This window comes from Actinomycetospora succinea, from assembly GCF_004363095.1.
In the GTDB taxonomy this organism is placed as follows: domain Bacteria; phylum Actinomycetota; class Actinomycetes; order Mycobacteriales; family Pseudonocardiaceae; genus Actinomycetospora; species Actinomycetospora succinea.
Genome location: NZ_SNYO01000008.1, coordinates 212019 through 229402, shown reverse-complemented (window position 1 = coordinate 229402; position 17384 = coordinate 212019). Strand labels below are relative to the sequence as shown.

General features: G+C 73.5%; 17 protein-coding genes. 11 read left to right on the top strand and 6 right to left on the bottom strand.

The window, feature by feature from the left end:
• Positions 1 to 26 precede the first annotated feature (26 nt).
• From EV188_RS23970 to egtD, 6 genes are all read left to right on the top strand, one after another.
• Positions 27 to 236 (top strand): helix-turn-helix domain-containing protein, encoded by a 210-nt coding sequence (locus tag EV188_RS23970; RefSeq protein WP_133828818.1) that lies wholly within the window; start codon positions 27 to 29, stop codon positions 234 to 236.
• A 77-nt stretch (positions 237 to 313) separates the two neighbouring features.
• Positions 314 to 2176, top strand: coding sequence for an ABC transporter ATP-binding protein (locus EV188_RS23965; protein WP_133828817.1), 1863 nt, complete (start codon positions 314 to 316; stop codon positions 2174 to 2176).
• Positions 2177 to 2351: 175 nt separating this feature from the next.
• The gene (gene egtA, locus EV188_RS23960; protein WP_243741955.1) at positions 2352 to 3776 is read left to right on the top strand and encodes an ergothioneine biosynthesis glutamate--cysteine ligase EgtA; all 1425 of its coding nucleotides are present in this window, start codon (positions 2352 to 2354) and stop codon (positions 3774 to 3776) included.
• Positions 3773 to 5116 (top strand): ergothioneine biosynthesis protein EgtB, encoded by a 1344-nt coding sequence (gene egtB / locus EV188_RS23955; RefSeq protein WP_133828816.1) that lies wholly within the window; start codon positions 3773 to 3775, stop codon positions 5114 to 5116. The genes egtA and egtB overlap by 4 nt, the downstream gene beginning before the upstream one ends.
• Before the next feature lies 1 nt (position 5117).
• On the top strand, positions 5118 to 5888 hold the full coding sequence (gene egtC, locus EV188_RS23950; protein ID WP_133828815.1) for an ergothioneine biosynthesis protein EgtC: 771 nt from the start codon (positions 5118 to 5120) through the stop codon (positions 5886 to 5888).
• Positions 5889 to 5969: 81 nt separating this feature from the next.
• Positions 5970 to 6941, top strand: a complete 972-nt coding sequence (gene egtD, locus EV188_RS23945) for an L-histidine N(alpha)-methyltransferase (protein WP_133828814.1) — start codon at positions 5970 to 5972, stop codon at positions 6939 to 6941.
• Here egtD and EV188_RS23940 read toward each other — a convergent pair.
• From EV188_RS23940 to EV188_RS23915, 6 genes are all read right to left on the bottom strand, one after another.
• Positions 6892 to 7608, bottom strand: coding sequence for a hypothetical protein (locus tag EV188_RS23940; RefSeq protein WP_133828813.1), 717 nt, complete (start codon positions 7606 to 7608; stop codon positions 6892 to 6894). The two genes, egtD and EV188_RS23940, sit on opposite strands and share 50 nt — an antisense overlap.
• A 28-nt stretch (positions 7609 to 7636) precedes the next feature.
• Entirely contained in the window at positions 7637 to 8077 is a 441-nt protein-coding gene (locus EV188_RS23935) for a hypothetical protein (protein WP_133828812.1), read from the bottom strand.
• A complete protein-coding gene (locus tag EV188_RS23930; protein ID WP_133828811.1) occupies positions 8074 to 9111 on the bottom strand; it encodes a hypothetical protein in 1038 nt (345 codons plus the stop codon). Before EV188_RS23930 ends, EV188_RS23935 begins: the two co-directional genes overlap by 4 nt.
• A 313-nt stretch (positions 9112 to 9424) precedes the next feature.
• Positions 9425 to 9691, bottom strand: a complete 267-nt coding sequence (locus EV188_RS23925) for a hypothetical protein (protein WP_133828810.1) — start codon at positions 9689 to 9691, stop codon at positions 9425 to 9427.
• Complete coding sequence (locus EV188_RS23920; protein WP_133828809.1) at positions 9688 to 9945, bottom strand: DUF397 domain-containing protein; 258 nt, start codon at positions 9943 to 9945, stop codon at positions 9688 to 9690. Before EV188_RS23920 ends, EV188_RS23925 begins: the two co-directional genes overlap by 4 nt.
• Before the next feature lie 117 nt (positions 9946 to 10062).
• Positions 10063 to 10938 (bottom strand): helix-turn-helix domain-containing protein, encoded by an 876-nt coding sequence (locus EV188_RS23915; protein WP_133828808.1) that lies wholly within the window; start codon positions 10936 to 10938, stop codon positions 10063 to 10065.
• Between the two features lie 178 nt (positions 10939 to 11116).
• Here EV188_RS23915 and EV188_RS23910 point away from each other — a divergent pair, with 178 nt between their 5' ends.
• From EV188_RS23910 to EV188_RS23890, 5 genes are all read left to right on the top strand, one after another.
• A complete protein-coding gene (locus EV188_RS23910; RefSeq protein WP_133828807.1) occupies positions 11117 to 11956 on the top strand; it encodes an SAM-dependent methyltransferase in 840 nt (279 codons plus the stop codon).
• A 77-nt stretch (positions 11957 to 12033) separates the two neighbouring features.
• Positions 12034 to 12480 (top strand): class I SAM-dependent methyltransferase, encoded by a 447-nt coding sequence (locus EV188_RS23905; RefSeq protein ID WP_243741953.1) that lies wholly within the window; start codon positions 12034 to 12036, stop codon positions 12478 to 12480.
• A gap of 126 nt (positions 12481 to 12606) precedes the next feature.
• Positions 12607 to 14133, top strand: a complete 1527-nt coding sequence (locus EV188_RS23900) for an aldehyde dehydrogenase family protein (RefSeq protein ID WP_133828806.1) — start codon at positions 12607 to 12609, stop codon at positions 14131 to 14133.
• Positions 14130 to 15698 carry an APC family permease gene (locus tag EV188_RS23895; RefSeq protein WP_133828805.1) on the top strand — a complete coding sequence of 523 codons (1569 nt, stop codon included), beginning with the start codon at positions 14130 to 14132 and terminating at the stop codon, positions 15696 to 15698. The genes EV188_RS23900 and EV188_RS23895 overlap by 4 nt, the downstream gene beginning before the upstream one ends.
• Positions 15698 to 17287, top strand: coding sequence for a GMC family oxidoreductase (locus EV188_RS23890; protein ID WP_133828804.1), 1590 nt, complete (start codon positions 15698 to 15700; stop codon positions 17285 to 17287). Before EV188_RS23895 ends, EV188_RS23890 begins: the two co-directional genes overlap by 1 nt.
• Positions 17288 to 17384 lie beyond the last annotated feature (97 nt).

The following is a 17384-nucleotide window of genomic DNA, read 5'->3' as shown; positions in this document are numbered from 1 at the left end:
GCGGTGGGACGAGGGGTGGACACGAGATGGCCGACCTGAAGAAGGGTGCGCGGATCACCGGCACCCAGCGCGACAAGCTCGCCAACGACCTGAAGAAGAAGTACGAGAAGGGCGCGAGCATCCGTTCGCTCGCCGAGTCCACGGGACGCTCGTACGGATTCGTGCACCGCGTCCTCTCGGAATCGGGTGTGACGCTGCGGGGGCGCGGGGGAGCCACGCGCACCAAGAAGAAGTAGTCGCCCCTTGACCTCGACCATCGTCGAGGTCGCACGCTCGCGGGGCAGACGGTCCTCACGAGCGACGGGAGCGGGCGATGGACGCCTGGTCGTTGATGCAGTCCGCGGCACAGGCGGGCACGGTGCCGCGGTCGGTGCCGAAGGGGACGCTGCCGCGCATCTGGCGCTTCGCCGCGCGCCACCACAGGACGCTCGCGGTCTTCCTGCTGCTCTCGACGTCCTCGGCGGTGATCGGCGTCGCCGTGCCCGTGCTGGCCGGGCGCGTGGTCACCGCGATCACCGACAGGTCGGCGCCGTCGGTCGTGGTCACCATCGCGCTGGTGATCGCGGGCCTGGCGGTGCTCGACGCGGGGCTGACCCTCGGCGAGCGCTGGCTGTCCGCCCGCATCGGCGAGGGGCTGATCTACGACCTGCGCCGGGCCGTGTTCGCGCACGTCCAGCGCATGCCGCTGGCGTTCTTCACCCGCACGCGCACCGGGTCGCTGGTCAGCAGGCTCAACAACGACGTGATCGGGGCCCAGCGCGCCTTCACCTCGACGCTCTCGGGCCTCGTCACCAACGTCATCCAGCTGGTCCTGGCGATCGTCGTGATGGTCGCCCTGGCGTGGCAGGTGACGCTGCTGGCGCTCGTCCTGCTGCCGATCTTCCTGCTGCCCGCGCGGCGGATGGGCCGCAAGATCGCGGCGCTGCAGCGCGAGTCCGCGGACCTCAACGCCGCGATGACCGGCCAGATGACCGAGCGCTTCTCGGCGGGCGGCGCCACGCTGGTCAAGCTCTTCGGGCGTCCCCAGGCCGAGGCCGACGAGTTCGGTGACCGCGCCGACCGCGTGCGCGGGGTGGGCGTGCGCACGGCCATGGTCAGCCGCGTCTTCCTGACCTGCCTCACCCTCGTCGCCGCGCTCGCCCAGGCGCTGGTCTACGGGCTCGGCGGCTGGCTCGCGGTCACCGGGCGCCTCGACGCCGGTACGGTCGTCAGCCTCGCGCTGCTGCTCACGCGCCTGTACGCGCCACTGACCTCGCTGGCCAACGCGCGGGTCGACGTCATGAGCGCGCTGGTCAGCTTCGAGCGCGTCTTCGAGGTGCTCGACCTGGAGCCGGCCCTCGAGGAACCGGAGCGCCCGACCCCGCTGCCCGCGGGCCCGCTCGGCGTCACGGCCCGCGCGGTGCACTTCACCTACCCCTCGGCGTCGTCGGTGTCGCTGGCCTCGCTGGAGGAGGTCAGCAGGCTCGACGACCGCGCCGGGCACGAGGTCCTGCACGGCGTGGACCTCACCGTCGCGCCCGGGCGGATGCTCGCGCTGGTCGGGCCGTCCGGGGCGGGGAAGTCGACGATCGCCTCCCTGATCCCGCGGCTCTACGATGTCGACTCCGGGGAGATCACGGTCGGCGGGGTCGACGTGCGCGAGCTCTCCTTCGCCGACCTGCGCGACGGCGTGGGCGTCGTCACCCAGGACGGCCACCTGTTCCACGACACCGTCCGGGCCAACCTGCTCTACGCCGCGCCGGACGCCACCGAGGCGCAGCTGCGCGAGGCGATGGTCCGGGCCCGGCTCGGCGACCTCCTCGACGCGCTGCCCGCCGGCCTCGACACGGTGGTGGGGGAGCGCGGGCACCGGCTCTCCGGGGGCGAGCGCCAGCGCCTGACGATCGCGCGCCTGCTCCTGGCCTCGCCGCGGGTCGTCATCCTCGACGAGGCCACCGCCCACCTGGACTCCGAGTCCGAGCACGCCGTGCAGGAGGCGCTGACCGAGGCGCTCGTCGGCCGCACGTCCGTGGTCATCGCGCACCGGCTCTCGACGGTCCGGGCCGCGGACACCATCGCGGTGGTCGAGCACGGGCGCGTCGTCGAGCAGGGCACGCACACGACGCTGCTGGAGCGCGGCGGGCGGTACGCGGACCTCTACCACACGCAGTTCGCGCCGTCGCAGAGCGCCGCCTGAGCGATCACTCACTGTGATGTTCGCATCCGGGACACTTGCTGTTCGACCCCCTGCGAGGCGCCGGACCCGCGTGTAGCGTCGCTGAGCGTCCGTGTGCATTCGCTGCCGCGGCCCCGGCGTTCACCGCCGGTGGTCGGTCGATCAGGGAGGTCCTGTGCCGGCACCGTCTCCCTCCGTGCGGTCCAACGGCTCCGCGGACGTCGCACCGGCCGACCCCCCGATGGACCAGGGGCGGCCCCGCATCGCGCTCGACCCCACCACGCCGCTCACCGAGCGCGCGGTCGCCGAGGCCTACGTCGCCTCGGTGTGCTTCAAGCACGGGCCGCCGCGCCTGGTCGGCACCGAGCTGGAATGGCTCGTCCGCCACGTCGACGACCCCACCCGTCCCCTCGACCCCGCCGTGCTGGCCCGCGCCCTCGGACCGCACGCGCCCTCCACCCTCGCGCCCCACGAGATCGTCAACGGCTCCGGTCCCGCGCCCCTCCCCGCAGGCGGCACGATCACCGTCGAGCCCGGTGGCCAGGTGGAGATCGCCAGCCCGCCCCTGCCCGGCGTCGGCGCCCTCGTGCGTGCCGTCCGGACCGACGTCGCGGGCCTGCACACCCTCCTCGCCGCCGAGGGCCTCACCACGGCGCCGCGGGCGAGCGACCCCCTCCGCCCGCCCCGGCGGCTGCTCCAGGTCCCGCGGTACGCGGCGATGGAGGCGACGTTCGACCGCATCGGCCCGCACGGGCGCACGATGATGTGCTCGACGACGGCCGTGCAGGTCTGCGTCGACGCCGGGGAGGGTGACGAGGTCGCCCGCCGCTGGGCCGCGCTGCACGAGCTCGGGCCGGTGCTGCTCGCCGCGTTCGCGAACTCGCCGGCGGTGCACGGCCGCCGCACCGGCTGGAAGTCGTCGCGCTGGGCGGCCTGGATGGCGCTCGACCCCGAGCGCACCGGCCCGCCCCGCACGCTCGACGCCGACCCGGCGGCCGCGTACGCGCGCCGCGCGCTCGACACCCGGCTGCTCTGCGTGCGCCGCGAGGGCGCCGACGGCGTGTCCTGGGACGCGCCGGACGTCACCTTCGCCGAGTGGATCGACGGGGCGCTCGAGCCCGCGCCGACCCGGGCCGACCTCGACTACCACCTCACGACGCTCTTCCCGCCCGTGCGCCCGCAGGGCCACCTCGAGGTCCGCTACCTCGACCAGCAGGCCGGCGACGAGTGGGTCGTCCCGCTGGTCGTCGTGGCCGCGCTGATGCAGGACCCGGACACGGTCGCCCGGGCCCGCGCCGCCGCCGAGCCCGCCGTCGACCGCTGGACCGCGGCGGCCCGCCACGGCCTCGCCGACCGCGTCCTGCGCCGGGCCGCGGGCGACGTGTTCGCCCAGGCGCACCGCACGCTGGCCGGGCCGGCGTTCGCCGACCTCCCGGACGACGTGCACGAGCTCGTCGACCGCGTGATCACCGAGCGGGTGCTGCGCGGCCGGTGTCCCGCCGACGACCCCCTCGACGCCGCCGAGGCCGGCCTCGCCCCCGCGCGGGCGCCGAGCCCCGACGACGCCCCCGACGAACCCGAGACCGTCGCACCGACCCTCCTCGGAGGTGAGCGTCCATGACCGCCCCCACCGCCCGGGACAGCGGCGCACTCCGCCGGCGCCTGGCCGCCGAGCTCGCCGCCGCCCGCGCCCGCACGCGCGCGCTGACGCACGACGTCTTCGCCGGCGACGACCCCGACTTCACCCGCCAGCACTCCCCGCTGATGTCGCCGTTCCACTGGGACCTCGCGCACATCGCGAACATGGAGGACTACTGGCTCGTGCGCCGCGGCGCGCCCGACAGCGACCTCGTCGCGGGCGTGCGCGAGGACGTCGACCACCTCTACGACGCGTTCACCAACCCGCGCGCCGGGCGTTCCGCGCTGCCCCTGCTGGACCCGGCCGAGGCGCGCGTCTACGGCGACCGGGTGCGCGAGAAGGCCCTGGAGCACCTCGAGGCCGGCTCCTTCGACGAACGCCGCACCCTCGCCGAGGGCTTCGTCTTCTCCATGATCGTGCAGCACGAGCAGCAGCACGTGGAGACGATGCTCGCGACCCACCAGCTGCGCGCCGGCACGCCGGTCCTGCACGCCGACCCGCCGCCGCCCGCCGTCGTGGCGGGGCTCGCGGGCACCGAGGTGTTCCACCCGGGCGCGGAGTTCCTCATGGGGACCTCGTCCGAGGCCGCCGCGCTCGACAACGAGAAGCCGGCGCACCCCGTGCGCGTCGACGACTTCTGGCTCGACGCCGCACCGGTCACCAACGCCGAGTACGCGCGCTTCGTCGACGCCGGTGGCTACCGCGACCGGTCGCTCTGGTCCGAGGCCGGCTGGGACCACATCACCGCCGAGGGCTGGACGGCGCCCATGACCTGGGAGCACGTCGACGGGCGGTGGCACCGGACGTCGTTCGGGGAGCGCCAGGCCATCGACGACGTCGGCGACCAGCCCGTGCTGCACGTCTGCTTCCACGAGGCCGCGGTGTACGCCGCGTGGGCGGGCAAGCGCCTGCCGACCGAGGTCGAGTGGGAGTTCGCCGCCCGCCACGACCACGCCACCGGCACCACGCGCCGCTTCCCGTGGGGCGACGAGGACCCGACGCCCGAGCGCGCCAACCTCGACCAGCGCCACCTGCAGCCCGCCCCGGTCGGCGCCTACCCGGCCGGCGCGTCGCCGCTGGGCGTGCACCAGCTGGTCGGCGACGTCTGGGAGTGGTGCGACTCGGGGTTCGAGGGCTACCCGGGCTTCGAGCCGTTCCCGTACAAGGAGTACTCCGAGGTCTTCTTCGGCGGCGACTTCCGGATGCTGCGCGGGTCGTCGTTCGGCGTCGGCACCCCGAACGCCCGCACGACCTTCCGCAACTGGGACCTGCCGATCCGGCGCCAGATCTTCTCCGGCTTCCGCTGCGCCCGGTCCGCCTGACGTGTGCCGCCACCTGGCCCGCGTGGGTCCGACGCCGGTCACCCTCGCGTCGCTGGTGACCGAGCCCGAGCACTCGCTGCTCGTCCAGAGCTACGCGCCGTCCGACATGCGCGGCGGCGGCACCGTGAACGCCGACGGCTTCGGTGTCGGGTGGCTCGGGCCGGCCGACTGGCACCTCTACCGGCGCGACGACCCGATGTGGACCGACGCGTCGTTCCTCGACCTCGCGCGCGGGGTGGAGACGACCGCGCTGATGGCGGCCGTGCGCTCGGCGACGGTCGGCATGCCGGTGTCGACGGCGGCGTGCGCGCCGTTCCGGGCCGACGGCCTGCTGTTCAGCCACAACGGCGTCGTCCGTGGCTGGCCCGACAGCATGGCCGACCTCGCCGCCACGCTGCCCGCGCTCGACCTGCTCACCCTCGACGCCGCCACCGACTCGGCCCTGCTCTGGGCCCTGCTGCGCGCCCGTCTCGCCGCCGGAAAGGACCTCGCCGACGCGGTGGCGGGCGTCGTCGCCGACACCCTCGTGGCCGCCCCCGGCTCGCGCCTGAACCTGCTGGTCGGCGACGGCGAGCAGGTCGTCGCCACGGCCGTCGACCACGCGCTGTCCTACCGGACGCACGCCGACGGTGCCGTCACCGTCGCCTCCGAGCCCCTGGATCCCGACCCCACGTGGATCCCCGTCCCCGACGGCTCCCTGCTCGTCGCCCGTCACGGCGGGGTGCACGACCCGCCCGCCGTGACCGTGTCGCCGCTCGAGACCCGGCGCTGACACCCGACCGTTCCCGACGCCGTGAACGCCGCGCGCGCCCGACCGGCGCGTGCCCCGACCCCAGGACGTGACCCGACACCGATGAGCCTGCCCGCGCTCGACGTACATCTCACCGCCGAGGACGCCGACGCCGCCCTCCGCGCCGACGCCCGCCGGGGCCTGACCTCCACCCCCAAGGTGCTCACCCCGCAGTGGCTCTACGACGCCCGGGGCAGCGAGCTGTTCGAGCAGATCACCGCGCTGCCGGAGTACTACCCCTTCACCGCCGAGCGCGAGGCGCTCGCGGAGCACGCCGACGCGATCGCCCGCACCGCGGCCGCCGACACCCTCGTCGAGCTCGGCTCCGGGTCGTCGTCGAAGACCCCGGTGCTGCTCGACGCGCTGCACCGCGCGGGCACGCTGCGCCGCTACGTCCCCGTCGACGTGTCGCCGTCGGCGCTCGAGGACGCCGTCCCCGGCCTGGTCGCCGCGTACCCGGGCCTCGACGTGCACGGCGTCGTCGCCGACTTCACCTCCGACCTGCGCAGCGTGCCCCGCGACGGGCGCCGCCTCGTCGCGCTGCTCGGCGGGACGCTGGGCAACTTCGAGCCCGACGGGCGCAAGGCGTTCCTCGCCGCGCTCGCCGACGCCCTCGACCCGGGGGAGGCGTTCCTCGTCGGCACCGACCTCGTCAAGGACGAGGCGACGCTCGTGGCGGCCTACGACGACCCGCAGGGCGTCACCGCGGCGTTCGACCTCAACGTGCTCGCGGTGCTCAACCGGGTGCTGGGTGCCGACTTCGACCCCGACGGGTTCGAGCACCTCGCGGTCTGGGTGCCGCAGTCGAGCCGGATCGAGATGCGGCTGCGCGCCCGGCGGGCGATGCACGTCCGGGTCCCCGAGCTCGATCTCGAGATCGACTTCGCCGACGGCGAGGAGATGCGCACCGAGATCTCGACGAAGTTCACGCGGGAGCGGGTGCGCGACGAGCTGGCCGCCGCGGGGTTCTCCCACGACGGGTGGTTCACCGACCCGCGGGGCCGGTTCGCGCTGTCCCTGGCCGTGCGTCACTGAGGGGCACGAGCGGCGACGAGATCCCCCGGGACAGGCCCGTCGCCAGGGACGACGCCACCGACGACACGGTGGCCGAGGGAGTGCGGTCGGCGCTCGGTGCCGCGGCGCTGCGCGGGGCCATGGCCGAGAGCGGCGCCCCGCTGGGCATCGGGACGTCGGCCGGGGCGCTCTCGTCGTCGTCCTCCTCCGGCGCGGTGTCCTCCGGGGCTGGCTCCTCGACGACCCAGCTGCCGTCGACCGGCCGCCGGGCCAGCGTGGGCCCGGCGGTGAGCGCCTCCACCGAGACGGTGCGCAGGCGCAGCCGGGCCCGGGTGACGTGGCGCGGTGCCCCGCGCACGACGACGGCCACCACCAACCGCTCGCCGTGCGGATCGGGCACGGCGTGGAGCAGGTGGTGGTGGCCGTCGTCGGTGCTCACGGTCAGCTCCGCGAGGGACGCGGAGACGACGGTGCCGGCCTTGACCATGTCGGCGTGGGCCGCCCCGAGCAGCTCGAGGTCGGCGAGCCCGGGGTGGTCGCCCGGGTCGTCGACGTAGCCGTCGAGGATCAGCCCGCTGTCGACGTCCACGAGGGTGGCGGCGACGATGCGGCGGTCGTCGAGCAACGGGCGCAGCACCGCCGACAGCCCGTCCGACCGCACGCACGTCAGGTGGCGGTGTCGCCCCACCCTCGCGGCTCCCTCCTGGTCGTGGGTGTCAGCGACGTCCGGCCTGCTGGTAGTAGCCCTGGTCCTGCGCCGGCACGGACGCCTGCGACGACGGGTCGTCGAGGTAGAAGCGCTGGCCGATCACCTTGAGGTCGCGGCGGGCCATCGCGAGGTTGGCCTGCTGGCGGTTGAGCACCAGGTAGAAGAACAGCTTGTCGTCGCCGTTGGAGTAGATCGGCCGGATGAGGTGGTACTGCGTGTCGAGGGTGATCAGGATGTCCTCGATCGTCTCGCGCAGGCCCAGCTTCTGCATCACGTCGAACTTCGCGCGCACGACCTCGCTGTTGCCGGGGGCGGCGACGTCCAGGTCGAACTCGGCACTGCCGCCGCGTGACCCGAGGGTCATGCCGCTGTCGTAGTCGACGATCGCCACGGCGAACGCGCCCTTGATGTTGGCGGCGGCGTTCAGGGCGTACTCGACATCACTCATGGGTTCCTCCGTATCGGGGTCGCTCCGGGGGAGCGGGTGGTGGTCTTCTCGGGGCTGCCGGCCAGCGCGGCCTGGGGTGTCCGGCCCATGCGGAGCAGTCCGGCGAGGACGCGCCGCAGGGTCTCCGGGTCGGAGCGCCAGCGCTGGCCGAGCACACCGGCGGAGTCCTTCGGCAGCTCCGCGTCCGCCGGCTCCGGGATCGGCCCGGCCGGCAGGTCGGACGCGGCCGGGGGCCGGCGGGGCCAGGGGAGCTCCGGCACGGTCGCCGGGAGCTCCCGTGTCGGCGGCGGTGCCGCCGACGTGTCTCGCGACGGGGCCGGAGCCGGATCGGGCCGCGGGGCCCACGGCCGGGCCGCCGGTGGGGCGGGGGCCTGTGCCGGCGGTCGCGAGATGGACGGCGGGGCCGGCGGGGCGGGCAACGCGGCCGGGGCTCCCCGGACCGTCGCCGCCGTGGACGTCGCCGGACCCGTCGACGTGCTCGTCGGCGACGCTGCCGGCGGGCGGATCGGGGGTGGCACGCGGTCCGGCCACGGGTTCGACCGGGCCGCGCCGGGCGGGGCCGCCGACGGCGTGGCGGACAGGGCCGGGGACGGACCCCGGGACCGGTCTGCGGACGCGGACGTCGACGACGGGCCCGCGGGGAGCTCGGCGGGCCCGGCCGGGACCGGGGGCCGGCTCGCCGCGGGAGCCTGGGGGGAGGTGAGCGCCGCGAGGCGCCGGCGGGCGAGGGCGAGGTTGCCGTCGTCGCGGCGGACCCGGAGGTAGACCCAGCCGGTGGCCGGCACGCCGACGGCACGCAGCAGGTGGTGGGCCGTGTCGGTGGTGACGATGACGTCGTCGAGGGCGAGGTCCCGGTCGCCCGCGACGGCGGCGGCGCGGCGGCCCCAGGCGAGCACGGCGGCGGCGGTGCCCTCGTCGGTGCCGATCTCGTCGACCACGCGGCGGTCGTGGCCGTCCGGGTCGGTGTCGGTGACGAGCGCGTGGGCGAGGCCCGGGAGGTCCTGCAGCGAGGCGAGCACGGGTGCGGCGGTCACCACGGAGGCGGGGCTCGGGGGAGCGCCCGGGGCAGGCCCTGGGGGAGCCGCACGTGTCGCCGCCGTGATCACGAATTCCTCTCGCTCGCAGCTCGGTGGAGTCACGAGCCTAGGAACGAAAGTCACGGAGAGCAATTGGCCGTTCGGCTGACGGTGCCTGGCCGGGTGACGTATCGATCGTCCGTGGACGGAGTGATTACTCTACGCCGAACGGCCCTGCGCTCTCAGCGTTCAGCGGGTGGCTGTTCGCACGAGGGTGACCGGCTACTCGAACGGCGCATCGGAAGGACGCCTCACGAACCGGGCTGCTATCTCACGCCGAGGCGCGCGGGACCAGCCGCGACCACAGACCCCCGCCACGACGGTCGGGCGAGGCGTCGACGGGCTCGCCGGCCGCGGAAGCGCACGTCTCACAGCGTGACGCCGGCGGAGCCGAGAGCGAGGACGCCCAGACGGTCGCGCGGCACATCGCCTCGAAGCGCCCGTCGCCGCCCTGGGCGGCCAGGAACGCGGCGTCGGAGACCGCGTGGTCGGCGCCGTCGACGGCGCACGTCAGCCACATCGTGCGGTTGCGCTTCACGACGCCACCCCGGCGACGTCGTCCGTGCCCAGGAGGTCGTCGAACGCCCCGCGCTTGATGTCGGCGAGGAAGTCGCGCATCTCGGCGACGGAGAAGACGAGGGCGGGGCCCTCCGGGAAGCGGGAGTTGCGCACCGCGACGCCGTGGGAGCGCACCGGAGCGAGCTCGACACAGTTGCCCTGCTTGCCGGAACGGGCGCTCTTGCGCCACGTCACGTCGGGCAGAGCGTCGTGTGCATTCGGCACCTGGGCCATGCGACCGCCTCGATCGTCTGCACGTGCATCCGTCGAGGGCGAGCCTAGCAACCGTACGGATCATCTGCACGTGCATGTGACGTCGGCGCGCCATGACGACGCGCACCCGGAGCCCGCTCAGCGCTCCGCGGCGAGCTTCGTGAGGTACTGCTTCGTCTCGTCGGGCGTCAGCGCGTCGACGGCCACCCGGTCCATGACGCGGCTGTACTGCTCGACCTCGGGCCGCTTGTCCAGGTACGTCGCGTGGGTCAGGTGCTCCTGGTACACGAGGTCGGGCAGCTCGGGCTCGGAGAAGCGCAGGATCGAGAACGTGCTCTCCGCCGCGTAGCCGGACAGCGTGAACGGCAGGACCTGCACGACGACGTTCGGGAGCGCCGAGACCTCGAGGAGGCGCTCGACCTGCCCGACGAGCACCTCGTGGCCGCCGATCGGCCGGTGCAGCACCGACTCGTCGATGATCGCCCAGACCGTCGGCGAGTCGCGGCGCCCGAGCGTCTGCTGGCGGCGCATCCGGACGGTGAGGCGGCGCTCGTCGTCGGGCGTGGCGCGGTCCGGGTGGCCGGAGGTGATGATCGCGCGGGCGTAGTCCTCGGTCTGCAGCAGGCCCGGGACGAACATCAGCTCGTAGGTCTGGATGCGCGAGGCGCTGGTCTCCAGGCCGACGTAGTCCTCGAACCAGTCGGGGAGGACGTCGCCGTAGGGCTGCCACCACCCGGGCTCGTTGGACCGCCGCGTCATGTCGAGGAGGAGCTCGCGCTCCGACTCCTCGGTGATGCCGTACATCGTCAGCAGGTCGGCGACGTCACGCTCCTTGAAGCCGACCTTGCCGGCCTCGAGGCGGCTCATCTTGGAGTCCGACCCCCGGATCGACCAGGCCGCGTCCGAGCGCGCCACCCCGGCACGCTCGCGCAGACGCTTCAACTGGGCGCCGAGGATGATCCGTCGAGCGGTGGGTCCGGTGCCCTCCGGCTCGGTGTGCTCCTGCTCGGCCACGTCTGGTGCGCTCCCCGCTGTCCTCGGGCCCCGCTGCCGGCGCCGGTCGTGCCGCCGAATCCGAGACGTTACACGGCTCCCTGTCCGGATGTCCGCTGATCGACCCGCGGCGGGGGGTGCGGCAGTACCCTCCTAGGGTGATCGACCGTCCGTGATCTCCATCCCGATTGGGTTGCCGATGACCGCTGCGCACTCCTCGTCCCGCTCGGGGGCCGCTCCCGCCTACGTCGACACGAGCAAGGCGAGCATCGCGCGCGTCTACGACACGGCCCTCGGCGGCAAGGACAACTACCCCGCCGACCGCGAGGTCGTCGAGAAGCTGCGCACGGTCGCCCCGGAGATCGGCCAGTTCACGGTCGACCACCGGGCGTTCCTCGTCCGCGCGGTGCGCTTCCTCGCGGGCACGGCCGGGATCGACCAGTTCCTCGACCTCGGCTCCGGGCTGCCCACGGCGGAGAACACCCACCAGGCCGCCCAGCGACTGAGCCCCGAGGCCCGCGTGGTCTACGTCGACAACGACCCGTCGGTCGTCGCGCACGGCCGCGCGCTGCTGGAGGAGAACGACCGCACCTTCTTCTCGCCGGGCGACCTCACGGTGCCCGAGGAGGTGCTCGCCGACCCGGTGGTCACGCGCAACCTCGACTTCAGCCGCCCGATCGGCCTGCTCCAGCTCGGCACGCTGCACCACTACGACGAGAGCAAGCTGTCCTGCGTCGAGATCATGCAGCGCTACATCGACGCGCTCCCGTCGGGCTCGTACGTCGCGCTGAGCCACTTCCTCGACCCCGAGGACGAGAACAGCGTTGTCGCCCGGCGCATGGAGGACGTCTTCCTCCACAGCCCGCTCGGCACCGGCGTCTACCGCACCCGCGACCAGATCCTCGCGATGATGCCGGGCCTCGAGCTCGTCGATCCGGGCCTCGAGCTGTGCGTGAAGTGGTGGCCGGACGGCCCGCAGCTCGCGCCGCTCCTGCCCGCGCAGCACTGCATCGCGGGTGTGGTGGGCCGCAAGCCCTGAGCGGCGAGGACAGGCAGCGCTGGGACGCCCGCTTCACCGGTCTCGGGGCGGGCGAGCCCGGTCCGCCCTCGGCGCTCGTGGGCCGCGAGGACCTCGTCCCCACGGCCGGGCGCGCCCTCGACCTCGCGTGCGGGCGCGGCACCGTCGCGGTGTGGCTGGCGCGCCGCGGCCTGGACGTCGACGCCGTCGACGTGTCGCCCGTGGGCCTCGCCGCCGGCCGGGCGCAGGCGCCCGACGTGCACTGGATCGAGGCGGACCTCGACGACGGCCTGCCCGTCGCCGGGCCGTACGACGTCGTCGTCTGCCAGCGCTTCCGCGACCCCGCGCTCTACCCGGCGCTGATCGGCGTCCTCGCGCCGGGCGGGCTGCTCGTGATCAGCGTGCTGTCCGGGGCCGGCGACGCGGGCGGGCCGTTCCGCGCGCCGCCGGGCGAGCTCCTCGAGGCCTTCGGCGGCGCGCTCGACGTGCGCCACCACGCCGAGGGGCATGGCGAGGAGAGCCTGGTCGCCGTCCGCCGACCCTGACGCGTCACCCGGTCGCGCGTTCCGTGTGATCGGTGTCAGGCATGGTGCCGACGTGGCGTGAGGTCGATACTCGGACGACCAGGCCGCAGGGCCGACCGGGTGACGACGAACGAGGAGGCGCCAGGCGTGGGGCAGCTGTTCATCGACGGAGCGTGGACGACAGCGGTCGACGGGGGGAGGCGGGAGATTCGTTCGCCCGCGGACGGACACCTGGTCGCCGAGGTCGACGAGGCCGGCGCCAAGGACACCGAGCTCGCCATCGCGGCGGCGCGCCGGGCGTTCGACGACCACCGCTGGTCGTCGGTGCCCGCCCCGGAGCGGGGCGCCCTGCTGCTGCGGGTGGCCGATCTCCTCCAGCGCGACAAGGCGCGGCTGGCCCGCGCGGAGACCGACGACACCGGCAAGCGCGTCGCCGAGTCCGAGATCGACATGGACGACATCACCAACTGCTTCCGGTGGTTCGGGCACCTCGCCTCCACCGACGACGGGCGGCTGGTCGACACGGGCATCGCGGCCGCGCGCAGCAAGGTCGTGCACGAGCCCGTCGGGGTGTGCGGGCTGATCACGCCCTGGAACTACCCGCTGCTGCAGACCGCGTGGAAGGTCGCGCCGGCGCTGGGGGCGGGCTGCTCGTTCGTCCTCAAGCCCAGCGAGCTCACCCCGCACACGGCGATCATCCTCATGGAGCTGCTCGCGGAGGCGGGCGTGCCCGACGGGGTCGCGAACCTCGTGCTGGGTGCCGGGGCGACCGCGGGCGCACCGCTGTCGACCGACCCGCGCGTCGACATGGTCAGCTTCACCGGCGGGCTCGTCACCGGCCGCAGGATCATGGAGTCGGCGGCGCCCACGGTGAAGAAGGTCGCCCTCGAGCTGGGCGGCAAGAACCCGTTCGTGCTCTTCGCCGACGCCGACCACGAGACCGCCGTCGACAACGCCCTGACCGCGATCTTCCTGCACTCGGGGCAGGTGTGCTCCGCGGGCGCCCGGCTCGTCGTCGAGGAGTCCGCGCACGACCGGATCGTCGACGACCTCGTCGCGCGGGCCCGGCGGATCCGCCTGGGCGGCCCGGACGACCCGGAGACCGAGACCGGGCCGCTGATCTCCGCCGCGCACCGCGACAAGGTCGAGGCCTACGTCGCCGCCGGCGTCGCGGAGGGCGCGGTGCTGCGCTGCGGCGGCGAGCGGCCCACCGACCCGAAGCTCCAGAACGGATACTTCTACCCGCCGACGATCCTCGACCGCTGCACCCAGGACATGAGCGTGGTGCACGACGAGTCGTTCGGCCCGGTCCTCACCGTCGAGACGTTCACCGACCTCGACGACGCGGTCCGCATCGCCAACGACACCGAGTACGGCCTGGCCGGCGCAGTCTTCTCCGCCGACCACGGCACGTGCGAGGAGGTCGCCGCGCGCCTGCGCCACGGCACCATCTGGATCAACGACTTCGGCCCGTACGTCCCGGCGGCCGAATGGGGCGGCTTCGGCCACTCCGGGGTCGGGCGCGAGCTCGGCCGCGCGGGGTTCGCCGAGTACCAGGAGCCCAAGCACATCTGGACCAACACCCGGCCGGGTCCGACCGGGTGGTTCCCCTCTTCTCGGGACACGGAGCGAAGCGGAGCTGGACCCATCGACTCTGCAGGGAGTGGTTCATGACCAGTGACGAGAAAGCCCACAAGCAGGCGAGCGCGGCGGACGCCGAGGACATCGACGAGTTCGGCTACAAGCCGAGCCTCGTCCGGTCCCTCGGCAGCTTCCACACGTTCGCGGCGGGGATCAGCTACATCTCGATCCTCACCGGCACCTTCCAGCTCTTCTACTTCGGGCTCGGGTCCGCCGGACCGGCGTACTGGTGGTCGTGGCCGCTGGTGTTCGTCGGGCAGCTGATGGTCGCGCTGTGCTTCTGCGAGCTGGCCGCCCGCTACCCGGTGGCCGGGTCGATCTACAACTGGAGCAAGCGGCTCTCGAACCACGGCGTCTCGTGGCTCGCCGGGTGGACGATGCTGACCGCGTCCATCGTCTCCCTCGCGGCCGTCGCCCTGGCGCTGCAGGCGACGCTGCCGGAGATCTGGTCCGGGTTCCAGTTCATCCCGGAGGACGTGTCCAACGCCGAGGCGCTCAACGGCGTCATCCTCGCCGCGCTGCTCATCGTGTTCACCACACTGATCAACGCGTTCGGCACCAAGCTGATGGCACAGATCAACTCGACCGGGGTGTTCCTCGAGCTGATCGCCGCCGTCGTCCTGATCATCCTGCTGGCGATCAACATCGTGCGCGGGCCGCAGATCGTGTTCGACACCGGCGGGATCGACGCGAGCGGACGGCCGCTCGGCTACGCCGGGGCGTTCCTCGTGGCGATGTTCGCGTCGCTGTACGTCATGTACGGGTTCGACACGGCGAGCTCGCTGGCCGAGGAGTCGCACGACCCGCGGCGCAACGCTCCCAAGGCGATCCTGCGGGCCCTGTTCTTCTCGTTCGTCCTCGGCGGGCTCATCCTGCTGTTCGCGATCATGTCGGCGCCCGACCTGTCCGACCCGGCGCTGAGCTCGCTGGGCGGTCTGCAGACGCTGATCCTCCAGGTGCTCGGCGGCGGTGTCGGCACCGTCATCCTCATCGCCGTCGTCATCGCGGTCGTCGTCTGTGATCTCGCCGTGCACGCCGCGGCGATCCGGCTGGCGTTCGCCATGAGCCGCGACAACAACCTGCCCGCGGGCTCGAAGCTGTGCACGATCAGCCCGCGCTTCGGCACGCCGGTGGTGTCGTCGGTGACGATCGGCATCATCGCGATCGTCCTGCTGTTCGTCACCTTCAGCCCGCAGATCTACACGGTGGTCACGTCGATCGCGATCATCATGATCTACACGGCGTACCTGCTGGTGACGATCCCGATGCTCGTCCAGCGGGTGCGGGGCACCTGGCAGCCCCGGCCCGACGGCTTCTCGCTGGGCCGGTGGGGCCTGCCCGTCAACATCCTCGCGATCCTCTGGGGCGGGTTCATGACGGTGAACCTCGCCTGGCCGCGCAACGAGGTCTACAACGCGTCCGAGCCGTTCCACTGGTATCTGCAGTGGGGCGGGGTGCTGCTGCCCGGCGTCATCCTGGGCGCCGGCTTCGCCTACTACTGGACGGTCCAGCGCCACAAGACCGGTGTCGTGGCCGAGCACGCCCGCGTCGAGACCCCTGCCGATGTCCCCACCGACAAGCCCGTCCAGGAGGCGTGATGGCCGACCCACAGAGTTCCGGGCGCGAGTTCGACTACGTCGTCGTCGGCGGCGGCACCGCCGGGTCGGCGGTGGCGGCGCGCCTGTCCGAGGACCCGGACGTGTCGGTCCTGCTCGTCGAGGCGGGCCCGTCCGACGTCGGCGACCCGGCGATCCTGAACCTCTGGCGCTGGATGGAGCTGCTCGAGTCCGGCTACGACTGGGACTACCCGATCGAGCCCCAGGAGTTCGGCAACTCCTACATGCGCCACGCCCGGGCCAAGGTGCTCGGCGGGTGCTCGTCGCACAACTCCGCGATCGCCTTCTGGGCGCCGCGCGAGAACCTCGACGACTGGGAGGCCCAGGGCTGCACCGGCTGGGGCGCCGACGAGAGCTACGCGTTCTACCGCAAGCTCGAGACGGCCCTGGACGGCGCCGAGTACGCCGAGCCCCCGGGCCGCGGCACCGACGGGCCGGTGACGATCCGCTCGATCGCGCCGCGCGACCCGTGCGGGAGGGCGCTGCTCGAGGCGTGCGAGCAGGTCGGGCTGCCGACCACCCCGTTCAACACCGGGCGCACGGTGCTGCGGGGGGCGAACTGGTTCCAGGTGAACGCCAACCCCGACGGCACGCGCAGCTCGGCGTCGGCGGCCTACCTGCACCCGATCATGGCCAAGCGCCCGAACCTCGAGGTCTGGACCGGCTACCGCGCCGAGCGCCTGACGTTCGACGACTCCGGCCCCCGCCCGCGCGCCACCGGGGTCGCCCTGCGCACGCCGGACACGCGCTGGACGATCGAGGTCACCGCCCGGCGGGAGACGATCCTGTCGGCCGGGGCGATCGACGGGCCGAAGCTGCTCATGCTCTCGGGGATCGGCCCGGCCGAGCACCTGCGCGAGGTGGGCATCGAGGTCCGCGTCGACGCGCCGGGCGTGGGGGAGAACCTCCAGGACCACCCGGAGGGCCTCGTGCAGTGGGAGGCCCTGCAGACGATGCCGACCGAGTCGGTGCAGTGGTGGGAGATCGGGATCTTCGCCGGCGCCGAGGGCCGGACGACGCCGGACCTGATGTTCCACTACGGGTCGGTGCCGTTCGACCTCAACCTGATCCGCTACGGCTACCCGAGCACCGAGAACACGTTCTGCCTCACGCCGAACGTCACCGGCGCGCAGTCGCAGGGCACCGTCCGCCTGCGCACCCGCGACTTCCGGGACAAGCCCAAGGTCGACCCGCGGTACTTCACCCACGAGCACGACCGCGAGGTGATGATCCGCGGCGTGCGGGTGGCCCGGGAGATCGCGTCGGCCCCGGCGCTCAAGGAGTGGGTGGGCAAGGAGCAGGCACCCGGCGACGCGGCGCAGACCGACGAGGAGATCTTCGACTACATCTCGAAGACCCACAACACGGTCTACCACCCGTCGTGCACGGTGAAGATGGGGCCGGACTCCGACCCGCTCGCGCCCGTGGACCCGCAGCTGCGCGTCCGGGGCGTCGACGGCCTGCGGGTCGCCGACGGGTCGATCATGCCGGACCTGATCACCGTCAACCCCTGCATCACCACGATGATGATCGGCGAGCGCTGCGCCGACTTCATCAAGAACCCGCGCTGACGAGCAGTATCCGGCCTCCGGCGCGGCAGCTCCGCTGCGCTGCGTGCCGCCTCGCGCCGGGCCCGCCCTGATGGACGGGGCGGGCCCGGCGTGATCG

Coding starts and splice junctions, on each gene's coding strand:
- EV188_RS23970 (WP_133828818.1), top strand. CDS start 27: ATGGCCGACCTGAAGAAGGGTGCGCGGATCACCGGCACCCAGCGCGAC.
- EV188_RS23965 (WP_133828817.1), top strand. CDS start 314: ATGGACGCCTGGTCGTTGATGCAGTCCGCGGCACAGGCGGGCACGGTG.
- egtB (WP_133828816.1), top strand. CDS start 3,773: ATGACCGCCCCCACCGCCCGGGACAGCGGCGCACTCCGCCGGCGCCTG.
- egtD (WP_133828814.1), top strand. CDS start 5,970: ATGAGCCTGCCCGCGCTCGACGTACATCTCACCGCCGAGGACGCCGAC.
- EV188_RS23935 (WP_133828812.1), bottom strand. CDS start 8,077: ATGAGTGATGTCGAGTACGCCCTGAACGCCGCCGCCAACATCAAGGGC.
- EV188_RS23920 (WP_133828809.1), bottom strand. CDS start 9,945: ATGGCCCAGGTGCCGAATGCACACGACGCTCTGCCCGACGTGACGTGG.
- EV188_RS23910 (WP_133828807.1), top strand. CDS start 11,117: ATGACCGCTGCGCACTCCTCGTCCCGCTCGGGGGCCGCTCCCGCCTAC.
- EV188_RS23895 (WP_133828805.1), top strand. CDS start 14,130: ATGACCAGTGACGAGAAAGCCCACAAGCAGGCGAGCGCGGCGGACGCC.
- EV188_RS23890 (WP_133828804.1), top strand. CDS start 15,698: ATGGCCGACCCACAGAGTTCCGGGCGCGAGTTCGACTACGTCGTCGTC.